The organism is Kutzneria sp. NPDC052558, assembly GCF_044547355.1.
Lineage (GTDB): Bacteria > Actinomycetota > Actinomycetes > Mycobacteriales > Pseudonocardiaceae > Kutzneria.
The window spans coordinates 191,737-209,369 of record NZ_JBIUAG010000013.1 but is presented as its reverse complement, the minus strand read 5'-3'; the positions used below and the strand labels follow the sequence as shown (position 1 = coordinate 209,369).

The 17,633-nt window shown below is 70.0% G+C and carries 14 protein-coding genes and 1 tRNA gene; 7 read left to right on the top strand and 8 right to left on the bottom strand.

Annotation, left to right across the window (positions count from 1 at the left end; translation table 11 throughout):
• Positions 1-65: 65 nt before the first annotated feature.
• Positions 66-968: a cation diffusion facilitator family transporter gene (locus ACIG5F_RS24370; protein ID WP_396521059.1), complete on the bottom strand. Its 903-nt coding sequence runs from the start codon at positions 966-968 to the stop codon at positions 66-68.
• A 295-nt stretch (positions 969-1,263) separates the two neighbouring features.
• On the opposite strand from ACIG5F_RS24370, the gene ACIG5F_RS24365 reads away from it, so the two are divergent.
• Positions 1,264-1,335 (top strand) — tRNA-Arg (locus tag ACIG5F_RS24365).
• A 253-nt stretch (positions 1,336-1,588) separates the two neighbouring features.
• Positions 1,589-2,758 (top strand): hypothetical protein, encoded by a 1,170-nt coding sequence (locus tag ACIG5F_RS24360; protein ID WP_396521057.1) that lies wholly within the window; start codon positions 1,589-1,591, stop codon positions 2,756-2,758.
• A gap of 1,000 nt (positions 2,759-3,758) precedes the next feature.
• Here ACIG5F_RS24360 and ACIG5F_RS24355 read toward each other — a convergent pair.
• Both ACIG5F_RS24355 and ACIG5F_RS24350 read right to left on the bottom strand, forming a co-directional pair.
• Positions 3,759-4,037, bottom strand: a complete 279-nt coding sequence (locus ACIG5F_RS24355) for a hypothetical protein (protein ID WP_396521055.1) — start codon at positions 4,035-4,037, stop codon at positions 3,759-3,761.
• Between the two features lie 48 nt (positions 4,038-4,085).
• The gene (locus ACIG5F_RS24350) at positions 4,086-5,042 is read right to left on the bottom strand and encodes a DUF4365 domain-containing protein (RefSeq protein ID WP_396521053.1); all 957 of its coding nucleotides are present in this window, start codon (positions 5,040-5,042) and stop codon (positions 4,086-4,088) included.
• Between the two features lie 362 nt (positions 5,043-5,404).
• Between ACIG5F_RS24350 and ACIG5F_RS24345 the strand changes: the two genes are divergently transcribed.
• Positions 5,405-5,914 (top strand): hypothetical protein, encoded by a 510-nt coding sequence (locus ACIG5F_RS24345; RefSeq protein ID WP_396521051.1) that lies wholly within the window; start codon positions 5,405-5,407, stop codon positions 5,912-5,914.
• 127 nt (positions 5,915-6,041) lie between these two features.
• Here ACIG5F_RS24345 and ACIG5F_RS24340 read toward each other — a convergent pair whose 3' ends face one another.
• The 4 genes from ACIG5F_RS24340 to ACIG5F_RS24325 all read right to left on the bottom strand — a co-directional run bounded on the left by ACIG5F_RS24340 (position 6,042) and on the right by ACIG5F_RS24325 (position 9,155).
• Positions 6,042-7,442 carry a DUF6880 family protein gene (locus ACIG5F_RS24340; protein WP_396521050.1) on the bottom strand — a complete coding sequence of 467 codons (1,401 nt, stop codon included), beginning with the start codon at positions 7,440-7,442 and terminating at the stop codon, positions 6,042-6,044.
• A 70-nt stretch (positions 7,443-7,512) separates the two neighbouring features.
• Positions 7,513-8,334, bottom strand: coding sequence for a hypothetical protein (locus tag ACIG5F_RS24335; RefSeq protein ID WP_396521048.1), 822 nt, complete (start codon positions 8,332-8,334; stop codon positions 7,513-7,515).
• The gene (locus tag ACIG5F_RS24330; RefSeq protein WP_396521046.1) at positions 8,267-8,686 is read right to left on the bottom strand and encodes a hypothetical protein; all 420 of its coding nucleotides are present in this window, start codon (positions 8,684-8,686) and stop codon (positions 8,267-8,269) included. Before ACIG5F_RS24330 ends, ACIG5F_RS24335 begins: the two co-directional genes overlap by 68 nt.
• 130 nt (positions 8,687-8,816) lie before the next feature.
• A complete protein-coding gene (locus tag ACIG5F_RS24325) occupies positions 8,817-9,155 on the bottom strand; it encodes a hypothetical protein (protein ID WP_396521044.1) in 339 nt (112 codons plus the stop codon).
• Positions 9,156-9,226: 71 nt separating this feature from the next.
• Between ACIG5F_RS24325 and ACIG5F_RS24320 the strand changes: the two genes are divergently transcribed.
• Genes ACIG5F_RS24320 through ACIG5F_RS24305 form a run of 4 tightly spaced genes read left to right on the top strand, consistent with a single transcriptional unit; the run spans position 9,227 to position 17,239 of the window.
• The gene (locus ACIG5F_RS24320; protein ID WP_396521042.1) at positions 9,227-10,777 is read left to right on the top strand and encodes a TIGR02677 family protein; all 1,551 of its coding nucleotides are present in this window, start codon (positions 9,227-9,229) and stop codon (positions 10,775-10,777) included.
• Complete coding sequence (locus ACIG5F_RS24315; protein WP_396521040.1) at positions 10,774-11,964, top strand: TIGR02678 family protein; 1,191 nt, start codon at positions 10,774-10,776, stop codon at positions 11,962-11,964. The genes ACIG5F_RS24320 and ACIG5F_RS24315 overlap by 4 nt, the downstream gene beginning before the upstream one ends.
• Positions 11,961-15,998 carry a TIGR02680 family protein gene (locus ACIG5F_RS24310; RefSeq protein WP_396521038.1) on the top strand — a complete coding sequence of 1,346 codons (4,038 nt, stop codon included), beginning with the start codon at positions 11,961-11,963 and terminating at the stop codon, positions 15,996-15,998. The genes ACIG5F_RS24315 and ACIG5F_RS24310 overlap by 4 nt, the downstream gene beginning before the upstream one ends.
• Complete coding sequence (locus tag ACIG5F_RS24305) at positions 15,998-17,239, top strand: TIGR02679 family protein (protein WP_396521036.1); 1,242 nt, start codon at positions 15,998-16,000, stop codon at positions 17,237-17,239. Before ACIG5F_RS24310 ends, ACIG5F_RS24305 begins: the two co-directional genes overlap by 1 nt.
• Here the strand turns inward: ACIG5F_RS24305 and ACIG5F_RS24300 are convergent.
• The gene (locus ACIG5F_RS24300) at positions 17,236-17,628 is read right to left on the bottom strand and encodes a hypothetical protein (protein WP_396521034.1); all 393 of its coding nucleotides are present in this window, start codon (positions 17,626-17,628) and stop codon (positions 17,236-17,238) included. The genes ACIG5F_RS24305 and ACIG5F_RS24300 overlap by 4 nt on opposite strands.
• Positions 17,629-17,633 lie beyond the last annotated feature (5 nt).

Genomic DNA, 17,633 nt, shown 5'->3' with positions numbered 1-17,633 from the left:
AGGTGGGACGCAGCACCGCTGGGATACCCACGCGGTTTTCACAGAAGACACCCGAACGGGTGCCACTACCAACTCAGGTCCCGGCACTTCCCGGTGGCCTCGCGGGGCTCCACCTGGACCGTCGCGTGCTCGAGCGCGTAGTCGTCGGCCAGCAGTTTCTGGGCCCTGACCAGCACATCGGCCGGCACCGCCGTCGGGGCCACCGCGAGGTGGGCCGAGGCCACCTCCATGCCCGATGTGAGTGTCCACACATGCACGTCATGCGCCTCGGTCACGCCGTCCAGGGCGGTGAGATCGACTCGTAGCTGCTCCACGTCCACCCTTTCGGGCGCGTGCTGGAACAGGATGCGCAGCGCCCGCTTGGCCAGTCCCCAGGTGCGGGGCAGCACGAACACCCCGATCGCCACCGCGATCACCGGGTCCGCGTAGCGCCAGCCCGTCGTGAGCGTGATCAGGCCGCTGATCAGGACGCCCACCGAGCCCACCAGGTCCGACAGCACCTCCAGGTAGGCGCCTCGCAGGTTCAGGCTCTCCTTCGCCCCTTCCCGCAGCAGCAGGAAGGCCGTCGCGTTGATCGCCAGGCCCACGATCGCCGTCAGCACCACCGGCAGCCCCGGCACCTCCGGCGGGGCCGTGAACCGCTCGATCGCCTCGAACAGGACGTAGCCCGCCACCGCGAACAGCAACACCGCGTTCGCCAGGGCCGCCAGCACCTCCGCCCGGTACATGCCGAACGTGCGGTTCTGGTTCGTCCTGTTCCCGGCCGCCAGCATCACCGCCGCCAACGCCAGCCCGATCCCCACCACGTCCGTCAGCATGTGCGCCGCGTCCGACACCAGCGCCAGCGAGCCGGTCGTCACCCCCACCGTGACTTCCACCGCCAGGAACGTCGCCCCGAGCCCCAGCGCCGCCCACAACCGGCCCACGTGCTTGCCCGACGCACTGCCGTGCCCATGCCCGTGCCCCATAGCACCCCAGCCCTTCCCGACCGCCCAACCTTCCGCTCCGCCCACAGCGAACATATAGCGACATGCGCATAGGTTCAATATGGTTAGCCTAACTTTCTCCCTTCGAACCCTGGCATCACCCTCAACCCCGCCCCTGTGGCCTCCACCACACGATCACCCACCCCCGCCGCCCACACCCGCCCGTCACGCCACCCCCACCGCCCTGACCAGCCACTCCACCACCCAGGCCCCCACCCGACAGCCCGTGCAAAACCCCTCCACCCCGTGCTGTAAGCTTCTCCTCGTTGAGCAACGGGCCCCCGTAGCTCAGGGGATAGAGCACCGCCCTCCGGAGGCGGGTGCGCAGGTTCGAATCCTGCCGGGGGCACACAAAACATGGGCAACATCAACATCCGGCCGGCTGACACTCGAAGACACCTACAAGGTGTGAGCGTCAACCGGCCGATTGCTGTTGGTTGTTAACCTGCCCCTGACCTGCACTTACTGCATGACGTGGTCCTCCAGCAGAGAAGCCGACTCGGTCGGCGACTGTGACGCAAGCCACAATGTTGAAGTGCCATTTTTGGCTGATCTGATCGCTAGTAGGTGACGGCACGACCTATCAGCGCGACGGAGACCTGATGGAATACGTTGAATCCCACCAACAGCAGTCCGAGGAGCCGCACGGCCTTGTATGCGACTGCTGCGGCGACGCCTTGAGGCCACGCACGGCGGAGATCGTGCGCCGGGCGGCGCGCACGCCCGACGAGCCGCGACAGGCCGAGCTTTCCCTGGAGGAGAAGGCGCAGCAGATCACTGGCGCGGCTTGGAGCGAGGCCGCTCGGGAACTCTCCAACTTGCTCATGATTTGCAGCAACTGCCACCGTGCGCTTGACGGCGGCACGCTTAGCCCCGCGCCGCCTCGGCGAGCGCCAGCAGTCATCCCCGCCTCGGACGTTATGAACGCGGCGAGTGAGCTGGCGCCGACGGATCGACAGCTTCGCGATCTAGTGCGCGTCGTCAAGGCGGCCCTTCGCAATGCCGGCAACAAGACACCCGGCTACGTGATCGAGTACTCGTTGTTGGCTGCGACGTTTGTGCGATTGCACGAAGTGGCGCAATGTCGTGAGTCGCCACAGGAGACCTCGGAGGACGAGGCTCACAGCCAGGCCCGATCGCTCGCCGTGGCGGCCGCTCGCAGCGCACAGTCGGCGGCGGTCGAGCTACGCCAGACCTACCTCTGCTCCGACCCGCAGATGTCCATGGCCACAAGGAACGCTGCGGTCGCCGAGTTCGGTGGGCAGTGGCTGGGATGGCGAAGCCCGATCCCGGACGAAAAGTTGCAGGCGTTGATCGACGCTCTGCTCAGCGACCAGTGGCCCTCCGAGGAGCGAACGGGCGATGACGACGTCTTGCCCTCCCTACGGAAGCTCATTCACAAGTGCCATATGGATTGGCGCCCGATCCACAAAGGACGAATCAACCGCCAGACGATCGTCTCGACCTCAGTCCGCGTTCATGGACCGACCGGTGAGAGCGCTGAGTTGATCGAGCTCATCCCCGCCCCCGCCTTCGAGGTGGGCTCGCGGGCCGCAGTTGTACGAAGGGTGCTCGCTGAACTCAGTCCGATCGAGCAGGAGATCTGCCTGACCTATGCCGACTGTCCAGGTAGGAGGAGCTGGAAGAAGGCCGCCCAGCTCAATGGGCAGCCCGAAGCGTTCGGCCAAGACCGCGTCCGCCGCAAGATCCTTCGACGCTTCGTGAATCTCCAGGCGAGCCAACCCGTCGATCACCGTGCGACGGGGCGCTGAGACTGTGGCTTCCCGGAAACCTAAGCGGGGCAAGAAGAACTGGCGCTTGGAGCACAGTCTGACCCTGCGGTACCTCACCACGATAACAGGCCTGATTCTCGCCGTCGCGGGCCTCCTCAGTCAGCTCAAGAAATGACTTGAGCCGGCCCGAATTTTGAGGGGAGCCATGCCCCCTCCCGGCGACGCCCGGCTGGAGCCGCTGGCCTCCCGCCGTGCGTACCACAATCTCAACCCGGGCCTGGAGGACGCGGAGGTCGCCGAGGCGATCACGCCGTGTACGCGCTGGTGGCACACAACCACGGCGAGACCCGGATCCGGCCTGACATCAGCAAGCCCGAGAGTGGTCCAGGTGCGCTGGCGCCCGGTGATCGGGTCCTCGACCGCCCAGACGGGTTTGTCGCCCGCGGCTGGTAGCTGGAGATCGCCCTCGACGACTGCCAGCCGCTTCAGGACTACGGCTGCTTCCCGCCCGTCGACCCGTTCGCCCGACGGCCGGACCAGGCCTGCAGCGAGTGAGGGACGAGCCCGTCGACATCGCCCCAGAGCCTGCGACTGTCCGAGACCCAACTCAGCCACTCAGTTTCACTTGCAGGCGTTCCCGATCCCACACGCTCCGCGGCTACTTGTTGAATGGCGGTACGACCGCTGCCCGGCCAGACTCGGTTGAGGTACTCGACGGTGGCTCCCTCAGCGGCTGCCCACCACGCTGTTGGGTGTGGCTCACTCATGGCACGCCCCCGTCGAGCACCGTGGCGGGGTGTGGCTCAAGAGGGGTCTGCCCAGCTCGGAGTAGCGCTGCCCGCCTCGCCTATCACCATTCCGACACGGCGAGGAGAACGGACATGGGACCCATGATCATCGGCATGGACCCGTGCAAGCGGTCGGCCACCGTCGAGATCATCGACCACCGCGAGCACGTCCTACGTACCGGCCGGTTCGGCACCGGTCAGCAGGATTACCAGCGGATGCTGGCGGCCGGTCGGAGCAGATCATGGCGGCGTCACGCACCGGCACGCCAAGGTCGTCGGCGTCGGGGGTCGGGTGCTTGGCGTGCCAGGTCCTGCACAGCATCGTCCAGCTCCGCCCGCGTTCGGGCCGCAGTAAACCCGTGCAACTGGAGGCGGTCCCGAAGGTCGCGCACCGTCGAGACATAGCCGAAGTGCTCGTCGTCGTGCCGCAGCTCGTCCTCGGTGAACAGCGCCGCCAGGTCCGGCACGTAGCTCTCCCGGCAGGCCAGCAGCAGACGGCCGCCTACCTCCATGAAGCTGCGGGCAGACATGGAGGCAATCTTTCAGACCAGCCTCCAGCTTGCTCCACCCAACCCGCCCTACGTCAACAATCTCCCGCCCTCCATCCCGAACCTATCCACCACTAGGAACGCCTTGCCCAGCTCATTGAGCGTCAGTTCCAGCCGCCAGAAGTCCACCTCGCCAGCGCCATTGGCAAAGGGCCGCAGGCCCTGTGCCAACCTGCCGCTGCGCCACTCGTCAAAGTCCTCGGTGACGAAACGGTCACCCTCGTTGTCGTAGATGACACACTCGGCCTCGTACTGGTCGTACTCCGCGTCCTCGTAGGTTTCCTCGTGCACCTGCACGTCCGCCCACGCGAACAGCCGCAGCACCACCTCGGCGTAGCTCGCCAACCCGAGAAACACGCCCCAGCTGGCCAGCTCCTCGGGCTTCTCGCCGTCCTCGTTGTCCACGCCCAGCGAGATGGCGCCGCGTCCGGACGACTTGTTGATCCACTCCTCTATATCCACCACCAGCCGCTTGCCACTGGCCAGCAGCTCCATCCACGGCTTTGCCAGCTGCAGCTGGCGGATACGCAGGACGTACGGGTCGCCCTCGGCGGCCTCGCGCAGCCTGTCCGCCGCGCTTGCGTCCAGCACCTGGGCTTCCGGCACCAGCAGCTTCCACCCGCCCGTGGACGTTCTCTGGAGCGTCTGGCGGTTCACCAGCTGCCAGTGGCAGCGCTTGGTCTCGGGGTGGTACAGCACCACGGCCACCGGCAGGGAGTGGTTGAGCCAGTAGGTCACATGCTCAGCATCCGGCTGGAACCACCAGCCCCTTGGCGCTGTCTCCCGAAACCAGCTCATCCCGGCCTTGATCTGCAGGGCCAGCAGCCGCCCGCGCACGTCCTCGCCGTCGACAACCTCGGCGTGCGCGTCAATGCCGTAGTCCTCAGTCGGCTGCTCGCGGAACAACCAACCCAGCTCGTCCTGGATGGCCAGCTGGGTGTGGGTCACTCCCTCGCTGGCCCTCCTGGCAGAAGGCTTGCGACGCATCCCGACATCTTCCCTCTGCCGGCTCCTCATCCGGGCGGCGGCCAGGCGGAGCGCACCCGACGGGCCGCGCAAGTGCGCAGGTCCGAGCCCTGGGTACCTGCCCACATGAAGTTTCAGATGAACCCCCAGGACGCAGAGAAACCGCAGCTCAGAGCACACGCAAGGGTTCCGCTGGCGCAGAGCCATCCTGCCGGGGGCACGGGCAACGGGCGATGTATGACCGCAGAAGGCGCGGTCATACATCGCCCGTTGCGTTTTCTGGGGCTCTCGCCCCAGACCCCAAGGCAGGAGGGGCTTCGCCCCCTGCACCCCCTTAGGCTCGGCTCGCCGGCGCTCGCCCGGGTGCATAGTGGACCGCAAGGGTGACCATGGTGATGTATGTCCCCGCGTCCGTTACACAGTCCACAGTGGAGGAGTGGCGGCGTGCACTGGATGATCTACCGTGCCTGGACTTTCGACTTGGCGCCGGATCTGTCGTGCCCCACGACTGTGACGCCCAGGTCATCAAGTTCCATCTCGTGCATGACCGGTACGGCGGCACTCCCGAGGTGGGCAAGTCTCAGGTGCTGACCAACACCAGAGGCGACGGCTCACCAGCACTCATTGTCGCGACACCGCCGTTCGCGAGCGGCCCGGAGGTCACCGATCCGGTGGAACTCGAAGGGCGGACGCACTTCACCTTCTCCCACTGCTTGGACGAGATCTCACGGCTGAACTCGATCCGTCCCGGCGCCATCGCCAGAGTGCTCATCCACATCGAAGGCCTCGGATTGGAAGAGATCGGCCGTGAACCGAGCATCATCGGCCCGCGGCGGGCCTTGACCCAGCGGACCGAACACGACTCGGAAAACCTGGTCCCGCGACCGGCTTGACCAACTCCTCAGCGCCAGTTCGGCGGCCCGGGTAAACCACCTCCACCGCTCGTCGCGACGAAGCCAGGGGCTTCGCGCCCTGAACCCTGTGACGGAGTTCGGATGCAGTGGGGTTGCCCGCCAGCCGTCAAGGCAGCTTGAGGCGGTCCAATTCCTCGCGCAGTGCCCGCTTGGGTCGGTGCGCGGCGCGCAGCGCGGCCAGATGAGAACGAAAGTCTTTCTGACGGTCGCAGCGGGCGAACAATGGGCCGGCTTCGGCCAGCAGACCTGCGGCCACCCGGTAGGAATCACGATTCTTGTGCCCGATTGACTGATCGGCGGCGGCGAGCAGAACCGGTATCGCGTCGGCCGGGTGGGTCGCGGCGCGCTGTCGGGCCAGGCGCAGCCAAAGCTCGTCCCGGCAGCCGCCATCCACAGCGGCCTGCCATGCCGCCTCGTCATTGCCCTCCCACAGCAGGACCTCGACCAGTGTCGAGTGTCCTGACGGCCGGGCATACGTCATCGCGGTGAATCGCTCCGTCGCGGCCGGCCGGGATCGCAGTAGCGTGACCGCGCGTGCCCGCCAGGCCGGGAACTGCTCGGCGGTGGCGTCGGACAGGGCGATGTAGTCCGCCAGGCTCGGCCGGTCGGTGAAGTTCGCCCACAGCAGCTCGCCGGCCTCCGCCCGACGGCCGGCCCGGACATGGCAGTCGGCGGCCAACGTGCGCAGCCGCGAGTCTGGCGGGAACTCCGCCATTCCCCGGCCCAACCACTCCAGCGCCTCATCGTCACGGCCGTCGGCGCACAGCCGGTTGGCTATCCGCAGCATGTCGTATCCGCTGGTCACGTCCCTGGCCAGGACCTCGATCAGGGCGTCAGCGCCCCCGTAGCGCTCGGCCAGCTGTTCCATCAGGTAGGTGATGACGAACCGGCGACCGCCGTGCTCCCTCGGCTTCTTGGGCGGCAAGGCCTGCCACGCCCGCTCGACCAACTCCCGGTAGCGGGCCACACCGGTGGGCCCGAGCACCGACTCATAGTCCGGCAGGGCGGTCAGGAACACCTCGTGGTCACTGGCCAGCGCACGGGCGACCAGCAGCTCCGCCAACGCGACCGGATCAGTCACGGCCACCGAACACGCGTCCAGGTGGATCTCCTGGGCCCGACCGAGGGCGCTGCCCAGGCCGCCATCGGATTCGTCGATCAGGCCGGCATTGCCCTCCAGCAACTCCAGCGCGTAGACAGCCAGTTTCGCCGCCGACTGGGGAAATCCCCCGTCGATCAGCTCCTCCACCGCGTCCAGCGCCTCGTCGACCTGATGGAAGTACGAGTAAGCCCCGCCGTAGTCCACGAAGTCGTGTATCTCGATCGCCCGCTGCAGACGCTTGCGCAGCGCACGTTCGTCGTAGGCGTCGGCGGTGTCGACGCCAGCCGCGACGTCCAGCCGGGCGCGCAGCAGTGGATCAGCCCGAGCGGCGGTCAGCAGCTCGTCAGCCAGCCAGGCCGAGTCCTGTGCGCACAGGAACTCGCGCAACCGATCGTCGGCGATCAACTGTCGGCCAAACGCCGCACCGACGATTCACTCACCTTTGCCAGCGCCACGGATGCACATGGTGTCACGGTCACAAGGCGTCCTCAGTGTCGACCCGGAGCTTGCCGAGGCGGTGGTTGAGGCGTTCGAGGTCGAAGGGCTCGGGCTCGCCGCCGTCTTCCCCGGGTCGGGTGCCTTTCCCTCCGACGCAACGGGGGTACACCACGTCCGGCTCGGCGTCGTGGATCGCCTCCACCTTGATGGCGTGCAGCCAACTGTCACCGAAGTCGTAGAGGTAGTCCGCGGTGGCTCCCGGACGCGGCAGCACGTCGGCGAGGTCCACCCGCCATTCGTCGCCGATGTCCAGGTCGTAGGAACCGTCGCTGAATTGCTTGCCGTTGATGGTGAACTGGTGCAGATGGTCGCCGCCCCAGCCCATGACGGCCTGAATCACCACATGGAGATCACCGAGCCTGATATCACCGTCCACCTCCACACGCCGCCACACCGACGGTCGCACGCGCCTGAGGGAGACCTTCAACTGGTAGACGGGTGGCACAGGGCGACGGTCACCGGTCAAGGCGTACCGCCGCAGCTCGTCGACCAGCCGTCCGGCCTCGGGGTGACCGGACGCTTCGACCGCGCTGATCTTCTCGTCGACGTCCGCGCCGGGCAGGTTGTCCCAGATGGCCGGCAGGGCCTCGGACGCCTCTTCCTCGTCGAGCAGGGCCGCGAGCTCATCCACGAGCTGCCAACGCGCATCCTGTGCCGTCGGCTCCGGACCGTCGAACTCGAGGGCGAGGAAGGCCCGAGCCGCTGGGCCGACCTGCGAAAACGTGGCCGCTTCACGCCATGCTGGCAACGCGCTGTCGCCCAGCCCGGCGGCGAGAGACAATGCGATCATCCGGTGCATCGGGGAAGCGGTGGCCGCCGCCACGAGCAACTGCCGGGCGGCTGTGACCGGGGGGGTGGGCATCCAACCACGGACCGGCACGACGCCAGGCCATGTCTTCGTCGAGACGCTCCACGGTGGCCAGCACCTGCGCGATCTCTGGCACGTCGCTGGGCCGCAGCACCCCTTTCGGGGTGATCGGCCGCCCGGATGGTCCCAGCCACATGGCCAACCGCCGCGCTTCGTCGAACGTGGGGCAGGCGCGAGCCTCCGACGCCGCCAGGCGAGTGTCCGTCACAGGGCTCCTCCGGTGGCGGCGGTCATCGTCGACGAAGGACTCGACATCGGACAAGAGGGTGTCGTCACTGGTCATGGCCGTTCTCCCGTTCCGACCTACCCATACTCCCGCACCTGCGCCGGTCAGAGACATGTCGGCCATCCGCGACGTGCGGACGCCCGGGCTGTGCTGGCGTCACCTTCCCCGACGCCGGCGGTGTGCCGAGCTACCACTCGTCCTCGAACACGCCGAACGGCGCGCCGCCCGGCGTGTGGTCCACGACGAACATTCGCCGCCCGTCGATGTTGATCCACATGTCGTCGTCGAGGCCGGCCTGCTCGTCCACGGCGCGACGGCGCGGCGTCGGGTCGGGCCGGTGCGCCCACGTCTCGGCCGACGGAGGAAGGGGGAAGCCCACGGCGGTGAGGTCCTCATAGGCGGTGTACCGGTCGACCCCATAGCGTTTGGCATAGGTCTTGATGGTGACCCTCGCACTTGACTCGATCCAGGTCTTGGCCGACCGGCGCCGCTGCTCCTTGCGCATCCTGTGTAGTCGTGGCTGCACGGCTGACAGGGTAGGGGCCGCAGCCGGCGGGTGCGCACACGGCTGTCAGGGGTGATCGACATAATCGAGTGGTGGCCGCCGAACAGCGCAGTGACCGGGAGCCGGAGCCCTTCGCGCACCTGAGCGCGAAGAACGCCCGGCTCTATCGCGACGTGCTGCTGACGTTCGCGCGGGCGCGGGACCGGTTCATCGTGCACATGAGGCCCGAGGATGTCACCGCGGACCTGGGGCGGCCCGGTGACGTCGAGGCGGTCGCGGCCGCGCTGGAGCAGCTGGTCGAGTGGGGGAATCTGCGGGCCGACCCGGACACGGGCCGGGTGACCAGCGTCGCGGACTTCCACCGGGCCCGCTACCTCTACCAGCTGACGGCGGCCGGTCAGGCCGCGGAGGAGGCGCTCGCGGTCTACGACGAGGCGCTCGGTCGCCGGGGCTCCCTGCAGTCCGTGGCGCTGGAGGACATCGCCGGGCAGCTGCGGGCGCTGGCGGAGCTGGCCGACGCGGATGATCTCGACCCGGCGAAGGTGCATCTGCTGCTGCTCGCCCTTGCGGAGCGGTTCACCGGTCTGGCGGACAACGCCCAGGCGTTCATGGCGTCGCTGCGTCGAGTGATCGACTTCGCGGACGGCGACGTGGCGGCGTTCATCGCGTACAAGCAGCAGCTGATCGACTACGTGAACAAGTTCATCGCCGATCTCGCCAACCGCGGCGCGGAGATCGCGATTCTGCTCGGCCGGCTCGAACAGAGCGGTGTGGAACGGCTGCTCGCGGTGGCGGCCAGGCGCGAGGCGGCGGATGTGGCCCCGGACGGTCAGGCGAACGCCGTCGACGCATGCCTGGACGCGTGGCGGAACAGGTGGCGCGGGCTGCACGACTGGTTCGTGTCGGCCGATTCGCGGCACCTGTCGCAGGCACGGCTGCTACGCGGCGCCGCCGTCACGGCCATCACGCAGCTCATCGACACGGTGGCCGCGCTCAACGAACGCCGCTCGGGGCGCTCGGACCGTTCGGCCGATTTCCGGACGCTGGCGCGGTGGTTCGCGCAGGCGCCCGATGACAACGCGGCGCATCGGTTGTGGCGCGCGGCATTCGGCCTCACCTCGGCCAGGCATCTCACCGTCAGTCAGGAAACCGTTGTGGCATGGGAAGAAGAGCGTCCCACGCCGGGCACGCCATGGCGGCTCGCGCCCGGGGTGCGAATCAGCCCGCAGCTGCGTCGGACGGGCTCCTACGAGCGACGCGGCCAGCCCAACCGGGTCGTCGACCGCGCGGAGCAGCGGCAGGCCCTCGCCGATCAGGCCGAGGCCGAGTCGGCCCAGGTCGCCGCGGCACGCGAGCGTCTGGCGACGCCGGGCCCGATCCGGCTGTCCCAACTCGGCCGGCTCGACACCCGCGCCTTCCGGCTCTTCCTCGGCCTGCTCGGCGACGCGCTGTCGGCGCGGACGCCCGGCGACACCGAGGTCCGGACGACCACGAGTGACGGCGCCATGGGCGTCCACCTGACCGTCGTCCGCGGTGGCGGCACAGTGCGGATCGAGACCGAGGACGGCGTGCTTTGCGGCCCGGACCACCTGATCGAGATAGTCGATCTCACCGCGCGCGGCCGGGCCGAGGCGATCGCGTGAGCACGCTCGTCGAGGAAGCCGTCATCCAGCGCCGCAAGGCGATGCGCGCGTTGCTCGCCAAGCCGTTGCTCACCGCGGGAACGGATGACGATGCCCTGCGGCTGGTCCGGCGGCATGCATCGGACCTGCGGGACTGGCTGGCGACCGAGACGGGGTGGCGGCTCGTCGTCAGCGCCGAGTCCGCCCGGCTGTTCAAGGCCGCGCCGGCCTCGACCGACGACTCCCGTCCGGCCCGCGACGGCAAGGGCAAGCCGCCGTTCGGGCGCCGCCGGTACGTGCTGCTCTGCCTGGCGTTGGCGGTCCTGGAGCGCGCTGACGCGCAGATCACGCTCGGCCGGCTCGCCGCGGGTGTGCTGGCCGCCGCGGGTGAGCCGGAACTCGTGAACGCCGGTGTGTCCTTCACCCTCGCCCGGCGCGACGAGCGCTCGGATCTGGTCGCCGCGGTGCGGCTGCTGCTCGAATGGGGCGTGCTCGACCGGGTCGCCGGTGACGAGGACGCCTTCCTGGGGGACAACGGCGACGTGCTGTACGACGTGCGACGCCGGGTGCTCGCCGCGCTGCTGACCGGCGCCCGGGGCCCGTCCACCGTCACCGCCGATGATTTCCCGGACAGGCTGGCAGAACTCACCCATGAGCCGGTCGCCGACACCGACGAGTTGCGCAACCGCGCGCTGCGCCACCGGCTCACTCGCCGGCTGCTCGACGACCCGGTGGTGTACTACGACGAGCTCGCCGAGGACGAGCGCGGGTATCTGGTGGGCCAGCGGCACGCCATCACCCGCCGGATCGAGGACGCCACCGGCCTGGTCGCCGAGATGCGCGCCGAGGGCATCGCGATGGTCGACCCGGACGACGAGCTGACCGACGTGCGGATGCCGGAGCAGCGCACCGACGGCCACGTCACCCTGCTGGTCGCCGAGTACCTGGCGACGCGGGAGGGGCCGGTGCCGCTGGAGAAGCTGCGCGCCCACGTCCGGAAGATGGCCAGGGAACACCAGTCCTACTGGCGTCGGGGCGTCACCGAACCGGGGGCCGACGAGGAACTGCTGGCCATCGCGCTGGACAAGCTGCGCGCCCTGCGGCTCGTCGAGGACGCGGCGGGTGAGCCGGCGTCGGTGCTCGCCCGTCCGGCGATCGGCCGGTACCGGCTCGCGACGCCCACGATCCGGGAAGGCAAGCGGAAGTGATCCCACCGGTCCCCCACCGCGAACGCTGGCAGCCGCTGCGCGCCGGCCTGGTGGACCTCTTCTACTACGACATCGAGGAATTCCACTTCCACGACGGCCGGTTGCTGCTGCGCGGCAACAACGGCACGGGCAAGTCCAAGGTGCTCGCGCTGACCCTGCCGTTCCTGCTCGACGGCGAGCTGTCGGCGCACCGGGTCGAGCCGGACGGCGACCGCAACAAGCGGATGGAGTGGAACCTGCTGCTGGGCGGGAAACATCCGCACAGCGAGCGCCTCGGCTACACGTGGCTGGAGTTCGGCCGCATCCGTCCCGACGGCGGCGCCGAGTACCGCACGGTCGGCTGCGGCATGAAGGCCGTCGCCGGGCGCGGCATCGCCCGGCACTGGTTCTTCGTCACCAGCCAGCGGGTGGGGCACGAGCTGTCGTTGATCGGCCCGACCAGGGTGGCGCTGACCCGGGAGAAGCTGAAGGAGTCGGTCGACGGCCACGGCATGGTCTACGACACGGCGTCGGAGTACCGCCGCGCCGTGGACGAGGCCCTCTTCGGGCTGGGCCCGCAGCGTTATGAGGCCCTGGTCAACCTGCTGATCCAGCTACGCCAGCCGCAGCTGTCCAAGAAGCCCGACGAGAAACTGCTCTCCCGTGCCCTCACCGAGGCGCTGCCGCCGCTCGATCCGGCTCTCATCACCACCGTGGCCGAGGCGTTTCGCGGCCTGGACGAGGAGCGCGAGACGGTGCGCGGCCTCGCCGAGGCGAAGTCGGCGGCCGAGGCGTTCCTGACCCACTACCGCCGTTACGCTCGCGTGGCGGCCAAACGCCGTGCGACCCCGCCCCGGCAGACGCACAGTCGGTACGAACAGCTGGGCCGGGACCTGGGCGAGGCGGACGCTGCCCACGACACGGCCACGCGGGAACTCGACGCGGCGGAGCGACTGCTCGACGAGCTGGCCGAGGCGAAGACCCACCTTGAGGCCCGGCGAGCCGCCCTCCAGGACAGCCCGGAGATGCGGGACGCCGAGGCCCTGAAACAGGCCGGGGCGGACGCCGACCGGCTGGCCAGGTTCGCCGACGCCCGGGAACGGGAGCACGCGTCGGCTGTGGAGACGGCCCGACGCCGGGAGGAGCAGGCGTCACGGGCCCGCGACGCCGCCGTCACCGACGCGGAATCCCTTGACCGAGCGACGATCACGGCGCAGGATGCCGCCGTGGCCGCGTGGGTCGCCGCCGACCACGCGGCAGTCGTCGCGGACGGCGGCGAACGAGCCGGCGCGGCGCTCGTCGAGCGGCAGACCAAGGCGGCCGACGAGCTGCAACGGCTGCTCACCGCGGTGACGACGGCCGAGGCCGCCCTGCGGTCGGCGCGGGCGGACGTGGACCGGATCATCGCCGAGCAGCAGTCCGCCGCCGACCGGATCGCGGCGGCCGACGCGGTCGCCGCCGAACGTGGCGCCGCACTGGTGGTCGCGTACCGCTCCTATCTCACAGCGACATCGCGCCTCGAAGTGTCCGATGTGGACGATGTGCTGGCCGCGTTGGACGCGTGGGTGGAAACGCTCGACGGCGCCAATCCAGGGGCCAGTGCCGTCGCGGACGCGGTGCTGCGGGCGACGAACGAACTCGGGCGCAGGCAGGCCGCGATCGAGGCCGAGCAGAGCACGGTCGGCGCCGAGCGGGCCGCGGTCCTCGACGAGATCGACCGGTTGGAGGCGGGCGGACACGATGCGCCGCCGCGGCCGCACACACGCGGCGACGGCGTCCGGGCGGGCCGCCCGGGCGCTCCATTGTGGAGGGTCGTCGACTTCACTCCGGGCCTGGCCGATGAGCACCGCGCCGGCCTGGAGGCGGCGCTGGAGGCCTCGGGCATCCTGGACGCGTGGATCACCCCGGACGGCGAACTGCGCGGCTCTGTCACCGATGACGTCGTGGTGGCGCCCGGTGAGGTCGCACCCGCGGGCGGCCTCACCGCCGTGCTCGCACCGGCCGTCGATCGCGCCGACCCGCTGGCGGCCGCGCTCACCGATGACGCGGTCACCTCGGTGTTGCGAGCGATCGGCCTGGGCCCAGGGGCGGGCAGCTGGGTTGCGGTCGACGGCAGGTTCGCCGTGGGCGTGCTGCACGGTTCGTGGCACAAGGGCTCTGCCGGTCACATCGGCGAGGGAGCGCGAGAGGCCGCGCGGCGGGCCCGCATCCAACGACTGCGGGCCGACTTGGCCCGGCTGGATCAACGTCTGGCCGAACTCGCCGACGCCATCACGGAACTGAGCGCCGACCGGGACGCTCTGGCCGCCGAACACCGCGATCAGCCCAGGGACAACGACCTACGCGAGGCGCACGTCAAGCTCGCGGCCGAGCATGAGGCGAAACGCCGCGTGGACGCACGGCTGGCCGAGGCCGTCGACATCCTCGGCGAGCGCGCCGATGAGGCGGAACAGGCCCGGGGCAGGGCCGCGGAGTTCGCCGGGGATGTCGGACTGCCGACCGATCCGGACGAACTGGCGCGGGTGCGCGCCGCGATCGGCGACTACCGGGTCGCCCTGGCCGCGCTCTGGCCGGCAGCGCGGGCGCTGGCTCGGGCACGGGCGACTCTGGCCGGCGCGGAACAGGAACTGCTGACCGCCGTGGAATGTCGTGACGACGCCCGGGAATCCGCGTTCGGCGCCCGCACCGAGGCCGAGATCGCGGCCGAACGTCACCGGGTGCTGGTCGAGACGGCGGGCGCGGGCGTCGAGGAGCTGTACCGCAGGTTGGACGCGGTCGACGGCGAACTGCGCGGACGGGACGAGCGCGAACGGGACGCCCGGGCCGCGGAGCAGCGGGCCCGTGACGAGCGCGGCAAGGCCGATGGCCGGCGGGAGACGCTCCGCGAGTCGATCACCGCCGCCGCGGCCGAACGGGATCACGCCCTCGCCGAACTGCGTGCCTTCGCGGCGACCGGGTTGCTGGCGACCGCCCTTCCCGAGCTGGATTTCCCCGATCCCGCAACGGAATGGGCGCCGAATCCGGCCGTGGCGCTGGCGCGTGCCGTGAACGCGGCGCTGGACGGCGTGGACGACGCCGACCGGCCGTGGGAGCTGATACAGCAGCGCGTCTCGGCCGAGCACAAGCTGCTGACGGACGCGCTGTCCCGGCATGGCCATTCGGCCGGTATGACCGTGCGGGACGGCATCATCGTCGTCGACGTGCTGTTCCAGGGGCGTGTCCAGGACATCCCCGCGCTCGTCTCGGCGCTGGCGGCCGAAACCGAGCAGCGGGCGACCCTGTTGTCCGCCAAGGAACGCGAGATCCTGGAGAACCACCTCATCAACGAGGTGGCCGGCACGCTCCAGGAACTGATCGGCAACGCCGAGGACCAGGTGCGGGCGATCAACGCCGATCTGGAGGAAAGGCCGACGTCGACCGGGATGCGGCTGAGGCTGCGGTGGCACACCGCGCGCACCGCGCCCGACGGACTGGACCAGGTGCGGCACCGGCTGCTGCGGCAGACCGCCGACGCGTGGAGCCCGGAAGACCGCTCGACGGTCGGCGAGTTCCTGCAGGAGCAGATCAATCGCGAGCACACCGAGGATCTCGCCGGAGGCTGGGTGGAGCAGCTGACCCGCGCACTGGACTACCGGTCCTGGCACGAGTTCGCGATCCAGCGCTACCAGGACGGTCAGTGGCGGCCGGCCACCGGACCGGCGTCCGGAGGCGAGCGGGTGCTGGCCGCGTCCGTGCCGCTGTTCGCCGCCGCCTCGTCGTTCTACTCCTCGTCGACCAGTCCGCATACGCCGCGGCTGATCGCCCTCGACGAGGCGTTCGCCGGTGTCGACGACGACTCCCGGGCGAAATGCCTCGGCCTGCTGGCCTCGTTCGACCTGGACGTGGTGATGACCAGTGAACGCGAGTGGGGGTGCTATCCGCAGGTGCCGGGGCTGGCCATCGCCCAGCTCGCGCGACGGGACGGCATCGACGCCGTGCTGGTCACCCCCTGGCGGTGGGACGGGCACGAGCGCAGGCAGGTGGAGCGCCCGACCCCGTACGTCCCGGTCGCCTGATGGCCGATCCCGATCGCCTTCGCAAGCTGCTCGGCGGCGAGGACACGGCATGGCTGCTCGACCGCATGCGCCGCCGCCTGGCGAGCGGCAAAACGCTGAGCGGCGTCGTCACACTCACGTCGGCCACCCACGGTCAACGGCGGGCCGCCGAGCAGTTGCTGGGCCGGCGGGCGGGTGCCGGCACTTCACTGACTGTGTCCCTCGACGAGCTCGACGCCGTGTTGCGTCGCAGCGGCGCGGCGGAGGATGGGCTCGCGGACGCCGTGCGGCTCCTCATCGGCGCCGTGCCCGAACGCACGGCCGAGGACGCGGCGTGGGCGGCGATCCACCGGCCACTGGACGAGCTGGCCGCGGGACGCCCGGAGCTGACCGCCTGGCGCGCGTGGCTCGACGCCACCGGCATGGTGCGCCGGCTGGCGGCCGACACCGAAACGGCGTCCGTGCTGGTCGCCTCGGCGGTCCGGGTATTGGCCGAGCTCCCGTCGGCCGGCGTCGCGCTCGGCCGGCTCGCCGCCCACACCACGGGCGACGCACACGGCTTGGACGACGGACGTCCGCTGGCGACTCTCGTGCTCTCGGCGGCGCGGGTTCTCGCCGGATCACCGCCCGCCGGCGACGGCTCCGCCGCCGAGCGACGGGCCGCGTGGGCCGCCGTGGGTGTGCATCGCGACGAGTTGTCGTCGTCCGTGCTGTGTCTCAATCTCCCGGGCGGCCTTGAGACGCTGACCGGCCGGATGCTGGCCTTGGCCCGCGAGGGCGGCGAGCCGTGTGTGCTGACATTGCGCCAGCTGGGCCGGGTCGATCTCGGCGTCGGCGGCGGCCCGGTGTGGGCGTGCGAGAACCCGATCGTGCTCGCGTCGGCGGCCGATGAGCTCGGCCCGCGCTGCCCGCCGCTGATCTGTCTGAACGGTCAGCCCTCGGCCGCGGTGGGGCGGCTGCTGGACCTGCTCGCGGCCGGCGGCGCCCAGGTGAACTACCACGGCGACTTCGACTGGGGCGGGGTGCGGATAGGCAATGCCCTGCGCGAGCGGATTCCTTGGCAACCCTGGCGGTTCGACGCGGCCGCGTACGACGCGGTGGAGGTGACCGGCGGCGATCTCCTGGGCCGGCCGGTGGACGCCACGTGGGATCCCCGCCTGCGCGCGGCCCTGGAACGGCGCGGCGTGCGAATCGAGGAGGAGCTGGTCCTCCCCGCCCTGATCGACGATCTCCGCGCGGCCGTCGGAACTCGTCGGCCCTAGAACTCGTCGGAGTTGGTGAGGGCCTGTTCGAGGGTGTCGGCGCGGGCGACGAGGAGTTCGAGGGGGCGGGCGAACTCGTCGAGCACGCTGAGGTCTTCGAGGGGGGCGGCGTACTTGAGCAGGGCGACGCCGTCGACCACGGCGGCGGCGCCGATGGTGTGCTCGCCGGCTAGTTCGAGGAGGCGGCGGAGGTCGATGGAGTCGGCGTGGCCGACGGGGGAGGAGATCTCCAGCCACTCGGCGCCGTCGAGGTCGGGGACGTGGTGCACGGCGACCTGCTGGGTGCGGTCACCGGCGCACTCGAGGCGGAACCGCAGCCACGAGCCGGTGTCCTCCAGCACCTCGTGCCGGGTCCGGACATAGTTGATCACGTCGGTCCAGGTGGTCACTCGCG